14 protein-coding genes are annotated in these 16,483 nt (G+C 64.6%); 8 read left to right on the top strand and 6 right to left on the bottom strand.

The window, feature by feature from the left end:
* Positions 1-35: 35 nt before the first annotated feature.
* The 4 genes from AC0MAZ_RS04970 to serA form a co-directional block, all read right to left on the bottom strand.
* A complete protein-coding gene (locus tag AC0MAZ_RS04970) occupies positions 36-1,058 on the bottom strand; it encodes a putative 2-aminoethylphosphonate ABC transporter substrate-binding protein (protein ID WP_254465152.1) in 1,023 nt (340 codons plus the stop codon).
* Between the two features lie 30 nt (positions 1,059-1,088).
* Positions 1,089-2,813 (bottom strand): putative 2-aminoethylphosphonate ABC transporter permease subunit, encoded by a 1,725-nt coding sequence (locus AC0MAZ_RS04965; RefSeq protein ID WP_234562339.1) that lies wholly within the window; start codon positions 2,811-2,813, stop codon positions 1,089-1,091.
* A gap of 1 nt (position 2,814) precedes the next feature.
* Complete coding sequence (locus tag AC0MAZ_RS04960) at positions 2,815-3,873, bottom strand: putative 2-aminoethylphosphonate ABC transporter ATP-binding protein (RefSeq protein WP_475860411.1); 1,059 nt, start codon at positions 3,871-3,873, stop codon at positions 2,815-2,817.
* 184 nt (positions 3,874-4,057) lie between these two features.
* Positions 4,058-5,287: a phosphoglycerate dehydrogenase gene (gene serA, locus AC0MAZ_RS04955; protein WP_203648588.1), complete on the bottom strand. Its 1,230-nt coding sequence runs from the start codon at positions 5,285-5,287 to the stop codon at positions 4,058-4,060.
* 170 nt (positions 5,288-5,457) lie between these two features.
* Here serA and AC0MAZ_RS04950 point away from each other — a divergent pair, with 170 nt between their 5' ends.
* From AC0MAZ_RS04950 to AC0MAZ_RS04935, 4 genes are all read left to right on the top strand, one after another.
* Complete coding sequence (locus AC0MAZ_RS04950) at positions 5,458-6,855, top strand: FAD-binding oxidoreductase (protein WP_232854880.1); 1,398 nt, start codon at positions 5,458-5,460, stop codon at positions 6,853-6,855.
* A gap of 25 nt (positions 6,856-6,880) precedes the next feature.
* On the top strand, positions 6,881-7,546 hold the full coding sequence (locus AC0MAZ_RS04945) for a fumarylacetoacetate hydrolase family protein (RefSeq protein ID WP_475860410.1): 666 nt from the start codon (positions 6,881-6,883) through the stop codon (positions 7,544-7,546).
* Positions 7,547-7,697: 151 nt separating this feature from the next.
* Positions 7,698-8,618, top strand: a complete 921-nt coding sequence (locus AC0MAZ_RS04940) for an SdiA-regulated domain-containing protein (RefSeq protein ID WP_203648594.1) — start codon at positions 7,698-7,700, stop codon at positions 8,616-8,618.
* Positions 8,619-8,704: 86 nt separating this feature from the next.
* Entirely contained in the window at positions 8,705-9,610 is a 906-nt protein-coding gene (locus AC0MAZ_RS04935) for an SdiA-regulated domain-containing protein (protein ID WP_203648596.1), read from the top strand.
* Positions 9,611-9,781: 171 nt separating this feature from the next.
* Here AC0MAZ_RS04935 and rpiA read toward each other — a convergent pair whose 3' ends face one another.
* Positions 9,782-10,456: a ribose-5-phosphate isomerase RpiA gene (gene rpiA / locus AC0MAZ_RS04930; protein ID WP_011536226.1), complete on the bottom strand. Its 675-nt coding sequence runs from the start codon at positions 10,454-10,456 to the stop codon at positions 9,782-9,784.
* Between the two features lie 133 nt (positions 10,457-10,589).
* Between rpiA and ilvA the strand changes: the two genes are divergently transcribed.
* Both ilvA and AC0MAZ_RS04920 read left to right on the top strand, forming a co-directional pair.
* Positions 10,590-12,104 carry a threonine ammonia-lyase, biosynthetic gene (ilvA, locus tag AC0MAZ_RS04925; RefSeq protein WP_203648598.1) on the top strand — a complete coding sequence of 505 codons (1,515 nt, stop codon included), beginning with the start codon at positions 10,590-10,592 and terminating at the stop codon, positions 12,102-12,104.
* Between the two features lie 128 nt (positions 12,105-12,232).
* Entirely contained in the window at positions 12,233-12,658 is a 426-nt protein-coding gene (locus tag AC0MAZ_RS04920) for a DUF2269 family protein (RefSeq protein WP_254465155.1), read from the top strand.
* A 115-nt stretch (positions 12,659-12,773) separates the two neighbouring features.
* Here the strand turns inward: AC0MAZ_RS04920 and AC0MAZ_RS04915 are convergent, their stop codons facing one another.
* Positions 12,774-13,430, bottom strand: coding sequence for a histidinol-phosphatase (locus AC0MAZ_RS04915; protein WP_232854876.1), 657 nt, complete (start codon positions 13,428-13,430; stop codon positions 12,774-12,776).
* Between the two features lie 141 nt (positions 13,431-13,571).
* Here AC0MAZ_RS04915 and AC0MAZ_RS04910 point away from each other — a divergent pair, with 141 nt between their 5' ends.
* Together AC0MAZ_RS04910 and ptsP are read left to right on the top strand one after the other, a co-directional pair.
* On the top strand, positions 13,572-14,051 hold the full coding sequence (locus tag AC0MAZ_RS04910) for an RNA pyrophosphohydrolase (RefSeq protein WP_028688498.1): 480 nt from the start codon (positions 13,572-13,574) through the stop codon (positions 14,049-14,051).
* Between the two features lie 22 nt (positions 14,052-14,073).
* Complete coding sequence (ptsP, locus tag AC0MAZ_RS04905) at positions 14,074-16,347, top strand: phosphoenolpyruvate--protein phosphotransferase (RefSeq protein ID WP_232854875.1); 2,274 nt, start codon at positions 14,074-14,076, stop codon at positions 16,345-16,347.
* Positions 16,348-16,483: the final 136 nt, after the last annotated feature.

Raw genomic sequence — 16,483 nt, 5'->3', positions numbered from 1 at the left:
TAGGAGCGGGTTTACCCGCCAATGAGGTCGACGCGTTATTGCTGCGCGACCTTTTCCGACTTGCCGTCGTAGCGCTTGCGCCACTCGCTGAGGATCTGGTCGCGGTTCTTCGAGGCCCAGGCGAAGTCGTTCTTGATCAGGCGCTGCTCGTAGTCCGCCGGCAACTCGGTCTGCGGCTTGGCGATGCCGGGCGCGGCGAGCACGGCGAAGTTCTCCTTGTACAGCTCCATGGCCGCGGGGCTGGCGGAGAAGTCGGCCAGGCGCCTGGCGGCATCGGCCTTCGGCGAGCCCTTGATCACTGCGGTGGCTTCGATCTCCCAGCCCAGGCCTTCCTTGGGCAGCACGATATCCAGCGGCGCGCCCTGGCGCTTGAGCTGCACGGCCGGGTATTCGAACGAGATGCCGATCGGGAATTCACCGGCGGCGGCCAGCTTGCACGGCTTGGAGCCGGAATGAACGTACTGGCCGATGTTCTGGTGCAGCGCATCCATGTAGGCCCAGCCCTGCGGCTCGCCGAAGGTCTGCAGCCAGGCGCTCACATCCAGGAAGCCGGTGCCGGACGAGGCCGGGTTGGGCATGACGATCTTGCCCTTGTATTCAGGCTTGGTCAGGTCCTGCCAGCTCACCGGCTTGCTCAGGCCCTGCTTCTCGGCCTCGACGGTGTTGAAGCAGAGGGTCGCGGCCCACACGTCCATGCCCACCCAGGCCGGCGGGTTGGCGGCGTCGCGGTAGTTGGGCGAGATCTTGCCCAGGTCCTTGGGCGCATAGGCTTCGAGCATGCCGTTCTGGTCGAGGATGGCCAGGCTGGAAGCGGCCAGGCCCCACACCGCGTCGGCCTGCGGACGTTCCTTCTCGGCCAGCAGTTTGGCAGTGATGATGCCAGTGGAATCGCGCACCCACTTGATCTCGATGTCGGGGTTGGCCTTTTCGAAGGCCTGCTTGTAGCTCTTGAGCTGCTCGGCCTCGAGGGCGGTGTAGACGGTCAGCTGGGTCGCGGCCGAGGCCTGCAGGCTGAAGACGGCGGATACGGCAGCGGCAAGTGCGAGGGGCTTGAACATGATGCGGTTCCTATCAGTGTGGGCAGTCGGTCAATGGCCTGGCGCGCGCTGGCGCCAGGCCTGGGAGCGGCGCAGCAGGCCGCGTGAGGCAGCGGCCAGCAGCAAGGATGCGGCAGCGCTGGTAAGCAGGATCAGGGTCGACATGGCGGCGGCACCGCCAACGTTGCCGGCGTCGTCCATGTTCAGCACGGCGACGGCGGCGAGGATGGTGTCGGGGCTGTACAGGAAGATCGCCGCCGACACGGTGGTCATCGCCGAGACGAACAGGTAGCGGATGATGTCCAGCAGCGCCGGCAGGCAGATCGGCACGGTGACCCGCATGAAGTGCCTGTACAGCGGCGCCTTGAGCGACAGCGCGGCGGCCTCGAACTCGCCGTCGAGCTGGCGCAGGGCGGTGGTGGCGGTCATCTGCGCGGTGGTCAGGTAGTGGGCGATGGTGCACACCACCAGCAGCGCCATGCTGCCGTAGAACACATGCAGTGGGTTGCCATTGAGGTTGAAGAAGAACACGTAGCCCAGGCCCAGCACCAGGCCAGGCACCGCCATCGGGATGAAGCTCAGCAAGCGCAGCAGCTGGTTGAGCAGGCGCTGCCCCTGGGTCTTCTCCATCAGGTAGGCGCCGGTGAAAATCACCACGCTGCCGATCAGCGCGGTGCCGATGGCCATGGTCACGCTGTTGCGGTAGGCCAGCCAGCCGCCACCGGCGGTGTCCTCGAACATGTAGTGCTTGAGCGACAGCGACAGGTTGTATGGCCAGAACTTGACCAGCGACGAGTACACCGCCATGCCGATCACCGCCAACAGTGCCGCGCACACCAGCAGCACGATGGCCAGGAAGCAGCCATCGCGCAGCCTGGAAGGCTTGGGCTCGAACACTTGGGCGCGACCGCTCATGGCCTCGCCCTGACGGCGACGCAACCAGGCATCGACGGCGAAGCTGAGCAGCGCTGGTACCAGCAGCACCATGCCGATCAGCGCGCCGCGACCGAACTGCTGCTGGCCGACCACGGCCTTGTAGGCTTCCAGCGCCAGCACCTGGTAATCCCCACCCACCACGACCGGCACGCCGAAGTCGGTGATGGTCAGGGTGAACACCAGGCAGAACGCGGCGAACACCGCCTGGCGCGTGGCCGGCCAGGTGATGCTGAAGAACGCCCGCGTCGGCCCCGCCCCCATGCTCGAGGCCGCATCGAACAGCCTTGCGTCGGCCAGCGACAGCGCCGAGAGCAGGATCATCAGGGCGTGGGGGAAGGTGTAGATGACCTCGCCGAGGACGATGCCCCAGAAGCCGTAGATATTGTCGCTGAGCAGCCCGCGCAGCAGGCCCTGGTTGCCGAACAGGTAGACCAGCGCGATGGCCGGCAGCATCGACGGCGCCAGCAGCGGCAGCAGCGAGATGCCGCGCCACAGGCCCTTGGCCGGGATCAGCGTGCGTTGCAGGGCATAGGCGAACAGGTAGGCCAGCGGCACGACGATGGCGGCGACGGTGAAGGCCACCGACAGGCTGTTGCCGAGCAGCCAATGGAAGTTCTCGCTGGCGAACAGTTCACGGGCAGCTGGCAGGCCGCCGCCCTGCCCGGCTTCAGCGCTGAAGCCGCGCCAGAAGATCGCCAGCAACGGCATCAGCACCGCCAGCACCAGCAGGATCAGCAGCAGGCTCTTGCCACCGATCACGAACAGACGGTCCCCCAGGGCAACACCACTGCGAGGTGCGGCATTGGTTGAGGTGAGCGGCAGGGTCATCGGCGCGGCCATCTCAGGCAAACACCTGCAGGCTCTGCGGCGGCAGGGCCACCCAGATGTCCTGCGAACCCAGGCGCGGCATCGCCTCCGGCGCCAGCTCCGCGAGCAACGCATGGCCCGGCAGGGCCTTGAACTCGAAGCTCATGCGGCAGCGGTTACCGAGGAAAGTGATCTCGCGAACCTTGGCCGGGAACAGGTTTTCCTCGTGTACCACCGGGTTGACGGTGATCGCCTCGGGTCGGCAGAACAGCCGGCCGCTGCTGGCTCCTGCGGCGTTGGCTGCCAGGCGCATGTGCAGGCCGCCGACCTGGGCATGGCTGTCGCCGCTGCGCTGGAACGGCAGCCAGTTGCCCTGGCCGACGAATTCGGCGACGAACGGCGTGGCCGGCTGGTCGTAGATTTCCTGGGGCGTGGCGTACTGCTCGACCTGGCCGTTGTTCATCACGGCAATGCGGTCGGCCATCAACATGGCCTCGTCCTGGTTGTGGGTGACCATCAGCGTGGTGATGCCCAGCTGGCGCTGCAGTTGGCGCAGCTCGGTGCACAGGTGTTCGCGCACGCGCGCGTCCAGTGCCGACATCGGCTCGTCGAGCAGCAGCAGCGACGGCGAAGGCGCCAGGGCGCGGGCCAGGGCAACGCGCTGTTGCTGGCCGCCGGATAGCTGGCCGGGGTATTTCTTTTCGCTGCCCGTCAGGCCGACCAGTTCGAGCATTTCACCGACCCGCTGGCGCGAGGCCTCACGATTGCTGCCGGTCAGGCCGTAGGCGATGTTGGCTTCGACGGTGAGGTTGGGGAACAACGCGTAGGACTGGAACAGGATGCCGTAGTCGCGGGCCTGGGGTGGCAGCTCGGAGATATCGCGGTCGCCAATGTACAGCGTGCCACGATCCTGGCGCTCGAGCCCGGCGATGCAGCGCAGCAGGGTGGTCTTGCCACAGCCCGACGGGCCGAGCAGGCACACCAGCTCGCCGGCGGCGATGTCGAGGGAGACGTCGTTGAGTGCGGTGAAGGCGCCGAAGCGCTTGTGGATACCGCGCACTTTCATCTGTGCGCCTGGAGTGGCGTTGTTCATGGCAAGGCCTCATCGAAGAGATGGGGCCATGCTAGGAGGGCTGTGAGACGGTTGTGTGGCGAGGGGGCAAAAACGAGTGATAGTGGTATTGGTGGATTTTTGTAGCGACCATCCGGTTTTCAGGCGTTAGCTGATAAAAAAAGGGAGGCCACCAGGGCCTCCCTTTTTCTTGACGCAGTGAAACTCAGAACAGTACGCGCGAGCGGATGGTGCCCTTCACGTGCTGCAGTTTCTCCTGGGCCAGGTCCGAGTACTCGGCGTCGACGTCGATGACCACGTAACCCACTTTCTCGTTGGTCTGCAGGAACTGACCGGAGATGTTGATGGCGTTCTCGGCGAACACTTTGTTGATCTCGCTGAGCACGCCCGGGATGTTTTCGTGGATGTGCAGCAGGCGGTGCTTGCCTGGGTGGGCCGGCAGGGCCACTTCCGGGAAGTTGACCGACGACACGGAGGTGCCGTTGTCGCTGTACTTGACCAGCTTCTCGGCCACTTCCAGGCCGATGTTGGCCTGGGCCTCGGCGGTGGAACCACCGATGTGCGGGGTCAGGATCACGTTGTCCAGGCCACGCAGCGGGCTTTCGAACTCTTCGTCGTTGGAGCGCGGCTCGACCGGGAACACGTCAATGGCGGCGCCGATCAGGTGCTTGTCCTTGATCGCGGCGGCCAGGTGGTCCAGCTCGACCACGGTGCCACGGGCGGCGTTGATCAGAATCGAGCCCTTCTTCATCGCGCGGATTTCCTTCTCGCCGATCATCCACTGGGTGGATGGCAGCTCAGGCACGTGCAGCGAGACGATGTCGGCCAGGCCCAGCAGCTCGTGCAGGCTGGTGACCTGTACCGCGTTGCCCAGCGGCAGCTTGGTCAGCGGGTCGAAGAAGTACACCTGCATGCCCAGGCTCTCGGCCAGGACCGACAGCTGGGTGCCGATCGAGCCGTAGCCGACGATGCCCAGTTTCTTGCCACGGATCTCGAAGGAGTTGGCCGCGCTCTTGATCCAGCCGCCACGGTGGCAGGAAGCGTTCTTCTCGGGGATGCCGCGCAGCAGCAGGATGGCTTCGGCCAGCACCAGCTCGGCCACCGAACGGGTGTTCGAGTAGGGGGCGTTGAACACGGCGATACCGCGCTCGCGGGCCGCTGCCAGGTCAACCTGGTTGGTGCCGATGCAGAAGCAGCCGACCGCGACCAGTTTCTTCGCGCAGTCGAAGATCTCTTCGGTCAGTTGGGTGCGCGAACGGATGCCGATGAAGTGGGCATCAGCGATCTTTTCCTTCAGCTCGGCTTCCGGCAGCGAACCAGTGAGGTATTCGATGTTGGTGTAGCCGGCGGCCTTGAGGGTATCGACCGCGTTCTGGTGCACACCTTCAAGAAGAAGGAACCTGATCTTGCTCTTGTCGAGAGAAGTCTTGCTCATCTGCGTAAACCTGTATCCCGGAGAAAAATGGCGAGGAGAGTGGAGCGGCGCGGCATCGGCCTTAGCACGAACGGCGGGAGGGCTATGCTAGCATACGCGACACAACCTGAGCTTATCCCGACAGGTGAAGCGTGCTCAGGGTGACTATGAATAAGTCGAGAGTTCCGGCGATGACCCAGTCCGTGGTAATTGATGAGCTGATGACCCTGGTCGACCCTGGCAAGGTCCTCACCGACCCGGCCTCGCTCGAGGCCTACGGCAAGGACTGGACCAAGCACTACCCGCCGGCGCCGAGCGCCATCGTCTTCCCCAAGTCCGTCGAGCAGGTGCAGGCCATCGTGCGCTGGGCCAACCGGCACAAGGTCGCCCTGGTGCCGTCGGGCGGGCGTACCGGGCTGTCGGGCGCCGCCGTGGCCGCCCATGGCGAGGTGGTGGTGGCCTTCGACTACATGAACCAAATCCTCGCCTTCAACGAATTCGACCGTACCGTGGTCTGCCAGCCGGGGGTCGTCACCCGCCAGTTGCAACAGTTCGCCGAGGACCAGGGCCTCTACTACCCGGTGGACTTCGCCTCGAGCGGCTCCAGCCAGATCGGCGGCAATATCGGTACCAACGCCGGCGGGATCAAGGTGATTCGCTACGGCATGACCCGCAACTGGGTGGCCGGGCTGAAGGTGGTCACCGGCAAGGGTGAGCTGCTCGAGCTGAACAAGGACCTGATCAAGAACGCCACCGGCTACGACCTACGCCAGCTGTTCATCGGCGCCGAAGGCACCCTGGGCTTCGTAGTCGAGGCGACCATGCGCCTGGACCGCGCGCCGCGCAACCTCACCGCCATGGTGCTGGGCACGCCCGATTTCGACGCGATCATGCCGGTGCTGCACGCCTTCCAGGGCAAGCTTGACCTGACGGCCTTCGAGTTCTTCTCCGACAAGGGCCTGGCCAGGATCCTCGCCCGGGGCGATGTGCCCGCACCGTTCGAGACCGACTGCCCGTTCTATGCGCTGCTGGAGTTCGAAGCCAGCACCGAGGAGGTGGCCAACGAAGCCCTGGCCACCTTCGAGCACTGCGTCGAGCAGGGCTGGGTACTGGACGGGGTGATGAGCCAGAGCGAGACCCAGCTGAAGAACCTGTGGAAGCTGCGCGAGTACCTGTCCGAGACCATCTCCCACTGGACGCCTTACAAGAACGACATCTCGGTCACCGTATCGAAGGTGCCGGCGTTCCTGCGCGATATCGACGCCACCGTCGGCGAGCACTACCCGGACTACGAAGTGGTCTGGTATGGCCACATCGGCGACGGCAACCTGCACCTGAACATCCTCAAGCCCGACCACATGACCAAGGACGACTTCTTCGCCTCCTGCGCCAAGGTCAACAAGTGGGTGTTCGAGATCGTCGAACGCTACAACGGCTCGATCTCCGCCGAGCATGGCGTGGGCATGACCAAGCGCGACTACCTGGGCTACAGCCGCTCGCCGGAGGAAATCGCCTGCATGAGGGCGATCAAGGCGGTGTTCGACCCGAACGGCATCATGAATCCGGGTAAGATCTTCGCTCCCGAATAAAAAGCAGTATTCACAGGAGTCGGCCATGAGTTACCAGCACCAGTACGTAGACGGCACGCGCATCCACTTCCCGCTGGGCAAGGTGGTATGCATCGGCCGCAACTACGCCGAGCATGCCAAGGAACTGGACAACCCCATCCCCAGCGAGCCGCTGCTGTTCATCAAGCCCGGCAGCTGCGTGGTGCCCCTGGAAGGCGGCTTCAAGATTCCGAGCGAGCGTGGCTCGGTACATTACGAGGCGGAGATTGCCGTGCTGCTGGGCAAGCCCCTGTCCACCCACCCTTCCGAGGAAGAGGTGCTCGACGCCATCTCCGGCTTTGCCCCGGCGCTGGACCTCACTCTGCGCGATGTGCAGGCGAAGCTGAAGGAAAAGGGCCTGCCCTGGGAACTGGCCAAGTGCTTCGATGGTGCCTGCGTGCTGCCGCCGTTCGTGTCAGCCGATACCTTCGAGGACCTGACCGATATCGGCATCCGCCTGAGCATCAACGGCGAGGTGCGCCAGGACGGCAACAGCGCGCTGATGCTCAACCCGATCGTGCCGATGATCCAGCACATCGCGGCGCACTTCTCCCTGCAGGCAGGCGATGTCATCCTCACTGGCACCCCGGCGGGCGTGGGGCCGTTCAATGTCGGCGATGAGCTGGTGCTGGAACTTCCCGGTGCAAGCCGGTTCGAAGGCCGGGTGCTTTGACTCCGGGCGACGACGGTGCAATGCCGTCGTCGCTGCTTGTGCCGGTGGGATTTGTCGTTTTTTTCACAATTGATCCGGATAATTCGTCTATTAACCTTCATTTGCCGACAGTGGCGACCACGCTGCCGCCTACTTTCAGGATCTCCATTCGATGACCAATCCTTCCAGCGCATCCCTTCCGCCAAAGCGACGCCTGATCACCCGCTGGTCGCTGTGGCTGCTTGCGCTGGCAATCATCGCCTATGGCCTGGTGGTAGCCATGCACTGGGATGACCGTGGCCTGCTGTGGATAAAGGAAGGCTTCGAAAGCCAGACCGAGCGCCAGGAAAGCATCTGGCTGCCGGATTACGTGGCCGACATCGATGCCAAACCGTTGCCGGGGATGGAGCGTGACGAGGCGTCGGACCTGGCGTTCAATCCGCACACCCGTACCTTGTTCGCGGTCATGGGCAAGCACCCGTTCCTGGTCGAACTCAACCTCGACGGTGACGTGCTGCGCAAGATCCCGCTGGTGGGCTGGTCCAATCCGGAAGGCGTGGCGGTACTCGAGAACGGCCAGATCGCCATTGTCGACGAGCGCAACCATGATCTGACACTGGTCAAGGTGGATGCCGCCACGACATCGCTGAACCGCGCCGACTACCAGCCCTACGACCTGGGCGATACGGAGGATGGCAACAAGGGCTTCGAGGCCATTGCCTGGGACCTGATCCGGCAGCGACTGATCATTGGTGCCGAGCGGCCACCGAAGATGTTCATCTGGAGCACCGATGGCCACGGCCCGCTCAAGGGCGACAAGCAACCGCTGCCCAGTGACGAACTGGACCTGCGCAACCTGTCCGCGCTGGGCATCGACCCACGCACCGGGCACCTGCTGGCTTTGTCGGCGGACTCCAACATGCTGCTCGAGCTGGACGAGAAGGGTGAGCAGGTCAGTTTCATGACCTTGCTGGGCGGCTTCAATGGCCTGGCTGACACCATTCCCCGGGCAGAAGGGGTGGCAATGGATGACCAGGGCAACCTGTACATCGTCAGCGAGCCCAACCTGTTCTATCGCTTCAAAAAGCACTGATCGATCAGATATTTCTGATGGTGGCATTAAGCTTTGCTTCAGTTGATAGTGGTTAGATACGTGCTCCTTTCGCCGAGTCCGACCGCATGCGCCGCCACCTTCGCCTGATCTTAGCCTTCATCGTGCTTGTTGCCCTGCTCGTCCTGGGCGCCGCCGGGCATGAGTTCCGCCTGTTCGAGCGCGGCTGGTTCAACCTCAAGACCTGGTGGCAGCCGGCCGAGCAGAGCATCGGCCTGGATCGCTACCAGGTGGCGATCGAAGCGCAGCCCATCGTCGGGCTGGACGATGACATCTCGGCGCTGACCTACGATCCCGACCGCAAGAGCCTGTTCACCGTCACCAATGCCCGCTCGGAGCTGATCGAGCTGTCGCTGGACGGCCGCATCCTGCGCCGTGTTCCACTGACCGGCTTCGGCGACCCCGAGGCGGTGGAGTATGTAGGGCCCAACAGCTACGTGATCACCGACGAGCGCCAGCAGCGGCTGATTCGCGTGCGTCTTGACGATGACACCCTGTTCCTCGACGCCAGCGATGCCGAGCAGCTGTCCCTGGGCATCGGCCTCAATGGCAACAAGGGTTTCGAGGGGCTGGCCTACGACTCGGCGGGCAAGCGCCTGTTCGTGGCCAAGGAACGGGACCCGATGATGATCTACGAGGTGCATGGTTTTCCCCATGACAACCCCGACAAACCCTATGCCGTGCATGTGGTGCAGGATCGCAAGCGTGACCGGCGGCTGTTCGTGAGGGACTTGTCGAGCCTGCAGTTCGATGAGCGCAGCGGGCACCTGCTGGCGCTTTCGGACGAGTCACGGCTGGTGCTGGAGCTGGATGTGAAGGGCCGGCCACTGAGCACGCTGTCACTGCGCAAGGGATTCCAGGGCTTGAAACAGACCGTGCCGCAGGCGGAGGGGATTGCGATGGACGATGCCGGGACCATCTACCTGGTCAGCGAGCCGAACCTGTTCTATGTGTTCAAGCAGCCGGCTGATTGATTGCCTGGGCTGGCGCTATCGCGTTTACGTCTACCCCTGTAGGAGCGGCCTTGTGCCGCGAAAGGGCCGCAAGGCGGCCCCGGCAATCTTTGTTCAACGCTGAAATCTGGGGCTGCTACGCAGCCCTTTCGCGGCACAAGGCCGCTCCTACAAGGATCGCGCAAGGCTTGTTTACTCGGCCTTGAGGGTTTTCACGCCTTCAGCGGTCCCCAGCAGCAGCACATCCGCCGGACGCGCCGCGAACAGGCCATTGGTGACCACGCCGACGATGGCGTTGATCTGGCTCTCCAGCTCCACCGGGTTGGTGATCTGCAGGTTGTGCACATCCAGGATGACGTTGCCGTTGTCGGTCACCACGCCTTCACGGTAGACCGGGTCGCCGCCCAGCTTGACCAGCTGGCGCGCGACATGGCTGCGGGCCATCGGAATCACCTCGACCGGCAGCGGGAAGGCGCCCAGTACCGGCACCAGCTTGCTGGCGTCGGCGATGCAGATGAAGGTCTTGGCCACCGCCGCGACGATCTTCTCGCGGGTCAGGGCCGCGCCGCCGCCCTTGATCAGGTTGAGGTGGGCGTCGCTCTCGTCGGCGCCGTCGACGTAGAACTCCAGCTCGCTGACGCTGTTCAGCTCGTAGACCGGGATGCCATGGCCCTTCAGGCGCTGGGCGGTGGCCTCGGAGCTGGCGACGGCGCCGTCGAAGGCGGTCTTGTGCTGGGCCAGGGCGTCGATGAAGAAGTTGGCGGTCGAACCGGTACCGACGCCGACGACGCTTTTCTCATCCAGTTTCGGCAGGATGAGATCGACGGCGGCCTGGGCGACGGCCTGTTTGAGTTGGTCCTGGGTCATGCGGGCTCCGGGAGGGGCTGGGCGGATTTCAAAGTTGCCTAGTATAACGGCTCCCACGGCTTTGCTGTGGTCGCCCGACGTGACGCTGCGGTAGACTCCCAGCCCTTGTCCCGCGGCCCAGTGATGCTTTCCGATGCTCGAACAGTACGTCAAGAAGATCCTCACCTCGCGCGTCTACGACGTTGCCGTCGAAACCCCGCTGCACAGCGCCGGGCAGCTGAGCAAGCGCCTGGGCAACACGGTGCTGCTCAAGCGCGAGGACCTGCAGCCGGTGTTCTCGTTCAAGATTCGCGGGGCCTACAACAAGCTGGCGCAACTGAGCGCCGAAGAACTGGCCCGCGGCGTGGTCACCGCCTCCGCCGGCAACCACGCCCAGGGCCTGGCCCTGGCAGCGCGGGAGCTGGGGATCAAGGCGACCATCGTCATGCCCAAGACCACCCCGGAGATCAAGATCGAAGGCGTGCGCTCCCGGGGCGGCAAGGTGGTGCTGCACGGTGACACCTTCCCCGAGGCGCTGGCCTACTCGCTGAAGCTGGTGGAGGAAAAGGGCTTCGTCTACATCCATCCCTACGACGATCCGCACACCATTGCCGGGCAAGGCACGGTGGCCATGGAAATCCTGCGCCAGCACCCGGGCCAGCTGGACGCGATCTTCGTGCCGGTCGGCGGCGGCGGGCTGATCGCTGGCATCGCCGCGTACGTGAAATACCTGCGCCCCGAGATCAAGGTGATCGGCGTCGAGCCGGACGACTCCAACTGCCTGCAGGCGGCCATGGCCGCGGGTGAGCGCGTGGTGCTGCCACAGGTCGGGCTGTTCGCCGATGGCGTGGCGGTGGCGCAGATCGGCCAGCATACCTTCGACATCTGCCGTCACCATGTGGACGAGGTGATCACCGTCAGCACCGACGAAATCTGCGCAGCGATCAAGGATATCTACGACGATACCCGCTCGATCACCGAACCTGCCGGCGCGCTGGGCGTAGCCGGCATCAAGAAGTACGTCGAGCTCAAGGGCGTCGCCGGGCAGACCCTGGTGGCCATCGACTCGGGCGCCAACGTCAATTTCGACCGCCTGCGCCATGTGGCCGAGCGCGCTGAACTGGGCGAGAAGCGCGAGGCGATCATCGCCGTGACCATCCCGGAGCGTCCGGGCAGCTTCAAGGCCTTCTGCGAAGCCATCGGCAAGCGCCAGATCACCGAATTCAACTACCGCAAGCACACCTCGGACGAGGCGCATATCTTCGTCGGCGTGCAGACCCACCCGGAAACCGACCCGCGCGCGGTGTTGGTCCAGCAGTTGATCGAGCAAGGCTTCCCGGTTACCGACCTGACCGACAACGAGCTGGCCAAGCTGCACATCCGCCACATGGTCGGCGGCCACTCGGCCGGGGCCAGCGACGAGATGGTGCTGCGCTTCGAGTTCCCCGAGCGGCCGGGTGCGCTGTTCAACTTCCTCAACAAGCTGGGTGGGCGCTGGAACATCTCGATGTTCCACTACCGCAACCACGGCGCCGCCGATGGCCGGGTGGTCGCGGGCCTGCAGGTACCGGAGGACGAGCGCCACCTGGTGCCGGCGGCGCTGGCCAAGATCGGCTATCCGTACTGGGACGAGACCGAGAACCCGGCTTACCGGCTGTTCTTGGGTTAACTGACTAAGCTGGGCGTATGGTCCTTCGCGGGTAAACCCGCTCCCACAAGGTTGGCGCGTCACCTGTGGGAGCGGGTTTACCCGCGAAGAGACGGGCGCGAATTACCCTGCTGAAGGACGATGAAGACATGGAACACCTGACCACCCTCAAGACCCTGCACATCCTCGCCACTGCCCTGTTGCTGCTGGGCGCACTGGGCCTCGCGACCTGGACTGTCCGCGCCCGCCGCCAGGGCGATGCCGAGGCCTACGGCAAACTGTTGCGCCGACCGCTGGTGTTCGTCTGGCTGCTGATGGGGCTGTGCCTGGTGAGCATGCCGTTCACCGGCTGGTGGCTGGTGCACCTGGTCGGCTGGCCGCTGGGGCAGACCTGGGTACTGGCGTCCAGCGTCATCTATACGCTTGGCGCGCTTGCCGTGTGGTGGCTGGTGGTACGCCTGAACCGGCTGCGCAAGGCTGAAACCGTGGGTTTGAAGTTCACCTTGGCATTGGCGGTGTTCAGTGGCGTCTGCTTCCTGTCCATTGCCGGCTTGATGGGCGCCAAGCCGATCTGAGACAGCAGGAGGGCTCCGCCCTCCCTCGCGGCACAAGGCCGCTCCTACAAGCAATCACAGCCCCCTGTAGGAGCGGCCTCGTGCCGCGAAAGGGCCGCAAAGCGGCCCCGCGCCCTCAATCGCGCAACGAAATAACCTGCCACCCCCGCCGCTCGGCCTCGACCCGCAGCCTCGGATCCGGATCCACCGCCACCGGGTTCGCCACCACCTCCAGCAACGGCACATCGTTCAGCGAGTCGCTGTAGAAGTAGCTGCCTTCCAGATCGAACCCGTTCTCCAGCATCCAGCGCGCAAGCCGCGTCACCTTGCCTTCACGGAAACAGGGTATATCGGTGCTACGCCCGGTATAGCGACCATCGCGCACCTCGCACTCGGTCGCCAGCAAGGTACGCACACCCAGGCGGCGGGCAATGGGCGCTGTGACGAAGCGGTTGGTGGCGGTGATGATCACCAGCTGGTCGCCGGCCTCGCGGTGCTGGCGCAACAGGGCTTCGGCCCTGGGCAGGATGATCGGCTCGATGCAGTCACGCATGAACTCGCGGTGCCACTGCTCCAGCTGCGCAGGTTCGCTGGACGCGAGGATCTCCATGGAGAAGGCCAGGTAGGCCTGCATGTCCAGGGTGCCGTTGAGGTAGTCCTGGTAGAAGGCGTCGTTGCGTTGCTTGTAGGCGACCGGGTCGAGAATGCCCCGCTCGCACAGGTAGTCACCCCAGGCGTGGTCGCTGTCGCCACCGAGGAGGGTATTGTCCAGGTCGAATAAAGCCAGGCGCATCGCGGTCACTCGCATCAGCCACGGAAGAGCCCCGCAGAATACGGAGTTTTCACCTCGCTGCACATAAGCTTGGCGGGCGCGTTGCTGCGCGCTCAGGCTTTGTGGAACAATGCGGTGACATGCGTTTGCGAGGTTGCTGCCGTGATCGACCCGGATGGTTTTCGCCCCAATGTCGGGATCATTCTCACGAATGATGCCGGGCAGGTGCTATGGGCTCGGCGGATCAACCAGGATGCCTGGCAGTTCCCCCAGGGTGGCATCAACCCTGACGAGACGCCGGAAGATGCCCTGTACCGCGAGCTGAACGAAGAAGTGGGCCTGGAACGCCAGGACGTGGAAATTCTTGCCTGCACCCGTGGCTGGTTGCGTTATCGTTTACCCCAGCGCCTGGTGCGCACCCACAGCCAGCCGCTGTGCATCGGCCAGAAACAGAAGTGGTTCCTGCTGCGCCTGGTGAGCAATGAGCAACGGGTGCGCATGGACCTCACCGGCAAACCGGAATTCGATGGCTGGCGCTGGGTCAGCTACTGGTATCCGCTGGGCCAGGTGGTGACATTCAAGCGCGAGGTATACCGTCGCGCCCTGAAAGAGCTAGCCCCGCGCCTGCTGACGCGCGACTGACGACGGAGTCCGACCCCGAGCCATGCTCAATACGCTGCGCAAGATCGTCCAGGAAGTGAACTCCGCCAAAGATCTCAAGACGGCGTTGGGTATCATTGTCTTGCGCGTCAAGGAGGCGATGGGCAGCCAGGTCTGCTCGGTCTACCTGCTCGACCCGGACAGCAACCGCTTCGTGCTGATGGCCTCCGAGGGCCTGAACAAGCGCTCCATCGGCAAGGTCAGCATGGCCCCCAACGAGGGCCTGGTCGGCCTGGTCGGCACCCGCGAGGAGCCGTTGAACCTCGAGAACGCCGCCGACCACCCCCGCTACCGCTACTTCGCCGAGACCGGCGAAGAAAAATTCGCCTCCTTCCTCGGTGCGCCGATCATCCACCACCGCCGCGTGGTGGGGGTACTGGTCATCCAGCAGAAGGAGCGCCGCCAGTTCGACGAGGGCGAAGAGGCTTTCCTGGTCACCATGAGCGCCCAGCTTGCCGGGGTTATCGCCCACGCCGAGGCGACCGGCTCGATTCGTGGCCTGGGGCGCCAGGGCAAGGGTATCCAGGAGGCCCGCTTCGTCGGTGTGCCGGGCTCCCCGGGTGCCGCCGTCGGCCGTTCCGTGGTGATGCTGCCGCCCGCCGACCTCGAGGTGGTGCCGGACCGCACCGTCGAGGACATCGACACCGAACTCAAGCTGTTCAACAACGCCCTCGAAGGCGTGCGCGAGGACATGCGCAAGCTGTCGGCCAAGCTCGCCACCCAGCTGCGCCCCGAAGAGCGCGCGTTGTTCGACGTCTACCTGATGATGCTCGAGGACGCCGCCCTCGGTGGCGAGGTGGTCGAGGTCATCAAGACCGGCCAGTGGGCCCAGGGTGCCCTGCGCCAGGTGGTCGGCGAGCACGTCAACCGCTTCGAGCTGATGGACGACGACTACCTGCGCGAGCGTGCCTCGGACGTCAAGGACCTGGGCCGGCGCCTGCTGGCGTATCTCCAGGAGGCCCGCTCGCAGTCGCTGGTCTATGAGGACAACACCATCCTGGTCAGCGAGGAGCTGACCCCCGCCATGCTCGGCGAGGTGCCGGAAGGCAAGCTGGTGGGCCTGGTCTCGGTACTCGGCTCGGGCAACTCCCACGTGGCGATCCTCGCCCGGGCGATGGGTATCCCCACCGTCATGGGTGTGGTCGACCTGCCGTATTCGAAGGCCGACGGCATCGAGATGATCGTCGACGGCTACAAGGGCGAGGTGTTCACCAACCCGGGTGAAGTGCTGCGCAAGCAATACAGCGATGTGGTCGAGGAGGAGCGCGAACTGGCCAAGGGCCTCGATGCCCTGCGCGAACTGCCGTGCGTCACCCCGGACGGCCACCGCATGCCGCTGTGGGTCAACACCGGCCTGCTCGCCGACGTGGCCCGCGCCCAGCAGCGTGGCGCCGAGGGCGTCGGCCTGTACCGCACCGAAGTGCCGTTCATGATCAACCAGCGCTTCCCCAGCGAGAAGGAACAGCTGGCGATCTACCGCGAGCAGCTGCAGGCGTTCCACCCGCTGCCGGTAACCATGCGCAGCCTCGACATCGGCGGCGACAAGTCGCTGTCGTACTTCCCGATCAAGGAAGAGAACCCGTTCCTCGGTTGGCGCGGCATCCGCGTCACCCTCGATCACCCGGAAATCTTCCTGGTGCAGACCCGCGCCATGCTCAAGGCCAGCGAGGGCCTGAACAACCTGCGCATCCTGCTGCCGATGATTTCCGGCATCCACGAACTGGAAGAAGCCCAGCACCTGATCCACCGCGCCTGGGGCGAGGTGCGCGACGAAGGCACCGACGTGCCGATGCCGCCGGTGGGGGTGATGGTGGAAATTCCCGCCGCCGTGTACCAGACCCGCGAGCTGGCGCGCCAGGTCGACTTCCTCTCGGTCGGCTCCAACGACCTGACCCAGTACCTGCTGGCGGTCGACCGCAACAACCCGCGGGTCGCCGACCTGTACGACTACCTGCACCCGGCGGTGCTGCAGGCGTTGCAGACCGTGGTCAGCGTCGCCCACGAGGAAGGCAAGCCGGTGAGCATCTGCGGTGAGATGGCCGGCGACCCGGCTGCGGCGATCCTGCTGATGGCCATGGGCTTCGACAGCCTGTCGATGAACGCCACCAACCTGCCAAAGGTGAAGTGGATGCTGCGCCAGATCAACCTGAGCAAGGCCAGGGAACTGCTGGCCGACGCCATGAGCCATGACAACCCGCAAGTTATCCACAGCTCGCTGCAACTGGCGCTGAAGAACCTTGGCCTGGCGCGGATGATCGGGCCGAACAAGACCCTCTGAGATCCTGGGCCCGCTTTGCGGGCCTTATGTCGCGAAACGGGCGCAGAGCGTCCGGCGATCTCGAATACCTGCTTGGGTTTCCCTGGCAACTACGCTTCAATACGCGCCTTTACCAGTCGTCCAAGGATCCGCCCCC

Source organism: Pseudomonas sp. A (genome assembly GCF_056270345.1).
The sequence above is the reverse complement of the archived record's forward strand: the minus strand, read 5'-3'. Positions and strand labels throughout refer to the sequence as shown.

Excerpts from the sequence above, each read along its gene's own strand:
- AC0MAZ_RS04970 (WP_254465152.1), bottom strand. The coding sequence starts at position 1,058 with ATGTTCAAGCCCCTCGCACTTGCCGCTGCCGTATCCGCCGTCTTCAGC.
- AC0MAZ_RS04965 (WP_234562339.1), bottom strand. The coding sequence starts at position 2,813 with ATGGCCGCGCCGATGACCCTGCCGCTCACCTCAACCAATGCCGCACCT.
- AC0MAZ_RS04960 (WP_475860411.1), bottom strand. The coding sequence starts at position 3,873 with ATGAACAACGCCACTCCAGGCGCACAGATGAAAGTGCGCGGTATCCAC.
- serA (WP_203648588.1), bottom strand. The coding sequence starts at position 5,287 with ATGAGCAAGACTTCTCTCGACAAGAGCAAGATCAGGTTCCTTCTTCTT.
- AC0MAZ_RS04950 (WP_232854880.1), top strand. The coding sequence starts at position 5,458 with ATGACCCAGTCCGTGGTAATTGATGAGCTGATGACCCTGGTCGACCCT.
- AC0MAZ_RS04945 (WP_475860410.1), top strand. The coding sequence starts at position 6,881 with ATGAGTTACCAGCACCAGTACGTAGACGGCACGCGCATCCACTTCCCG.
- AC0MAZ_RS04940 (WP_203648594.1), top strand. The coding sequence starts at position 7,698 with ATGACCAATCCTTCCAGCGCATCCCTTCCGCCAAAGCGACGCCTGATC.
- AC0MAZ_RS04935 (WP_203648596.1), top strand. The coding sequence starts at position 8,705 with ATGCGCCGCCACCTTCGCCTGATCTTAGCCTTCATCGTGCTTGTTGCC.
- rpiA (WP_011536226.1), bottom strand. The coding sequence starts at position 10,456 with ATGACCCAGGACCAACTCAAACAGGCCGTCGCCCAGGCCGCCGTCGAT.
- ilvA (WP_203648598.1), top strand. The coding sequence starts at position 10,590 with ATGCTCGAACAGTACGTCAAGAAGATCCTCACCTCGCGCGTCTACGAC.
- AC0MAZ_RS04920 (WP_254465155.1), top strand. The coding sequence starts at position 12,233 with ATGGAACACCTGACCACCCTCAAGACCCTGCACATCCTCGCCACTGCC.
- AC0MAZ_RS04915 (WP_232854876.1), bottom strand. The coding sequence starts at position 13,430 with ATGCGCCTGGCTTTATTCGACCTGGACAATACCCTCCTCGGTGGCGAC.
- ptsP (WP_232854875.1), top strand. The coding sequence starts at position 14,074 with ATGCTCAATACGCTGCGCAAGATCGTCCAGGAAGTGAACTCCGCCAAA.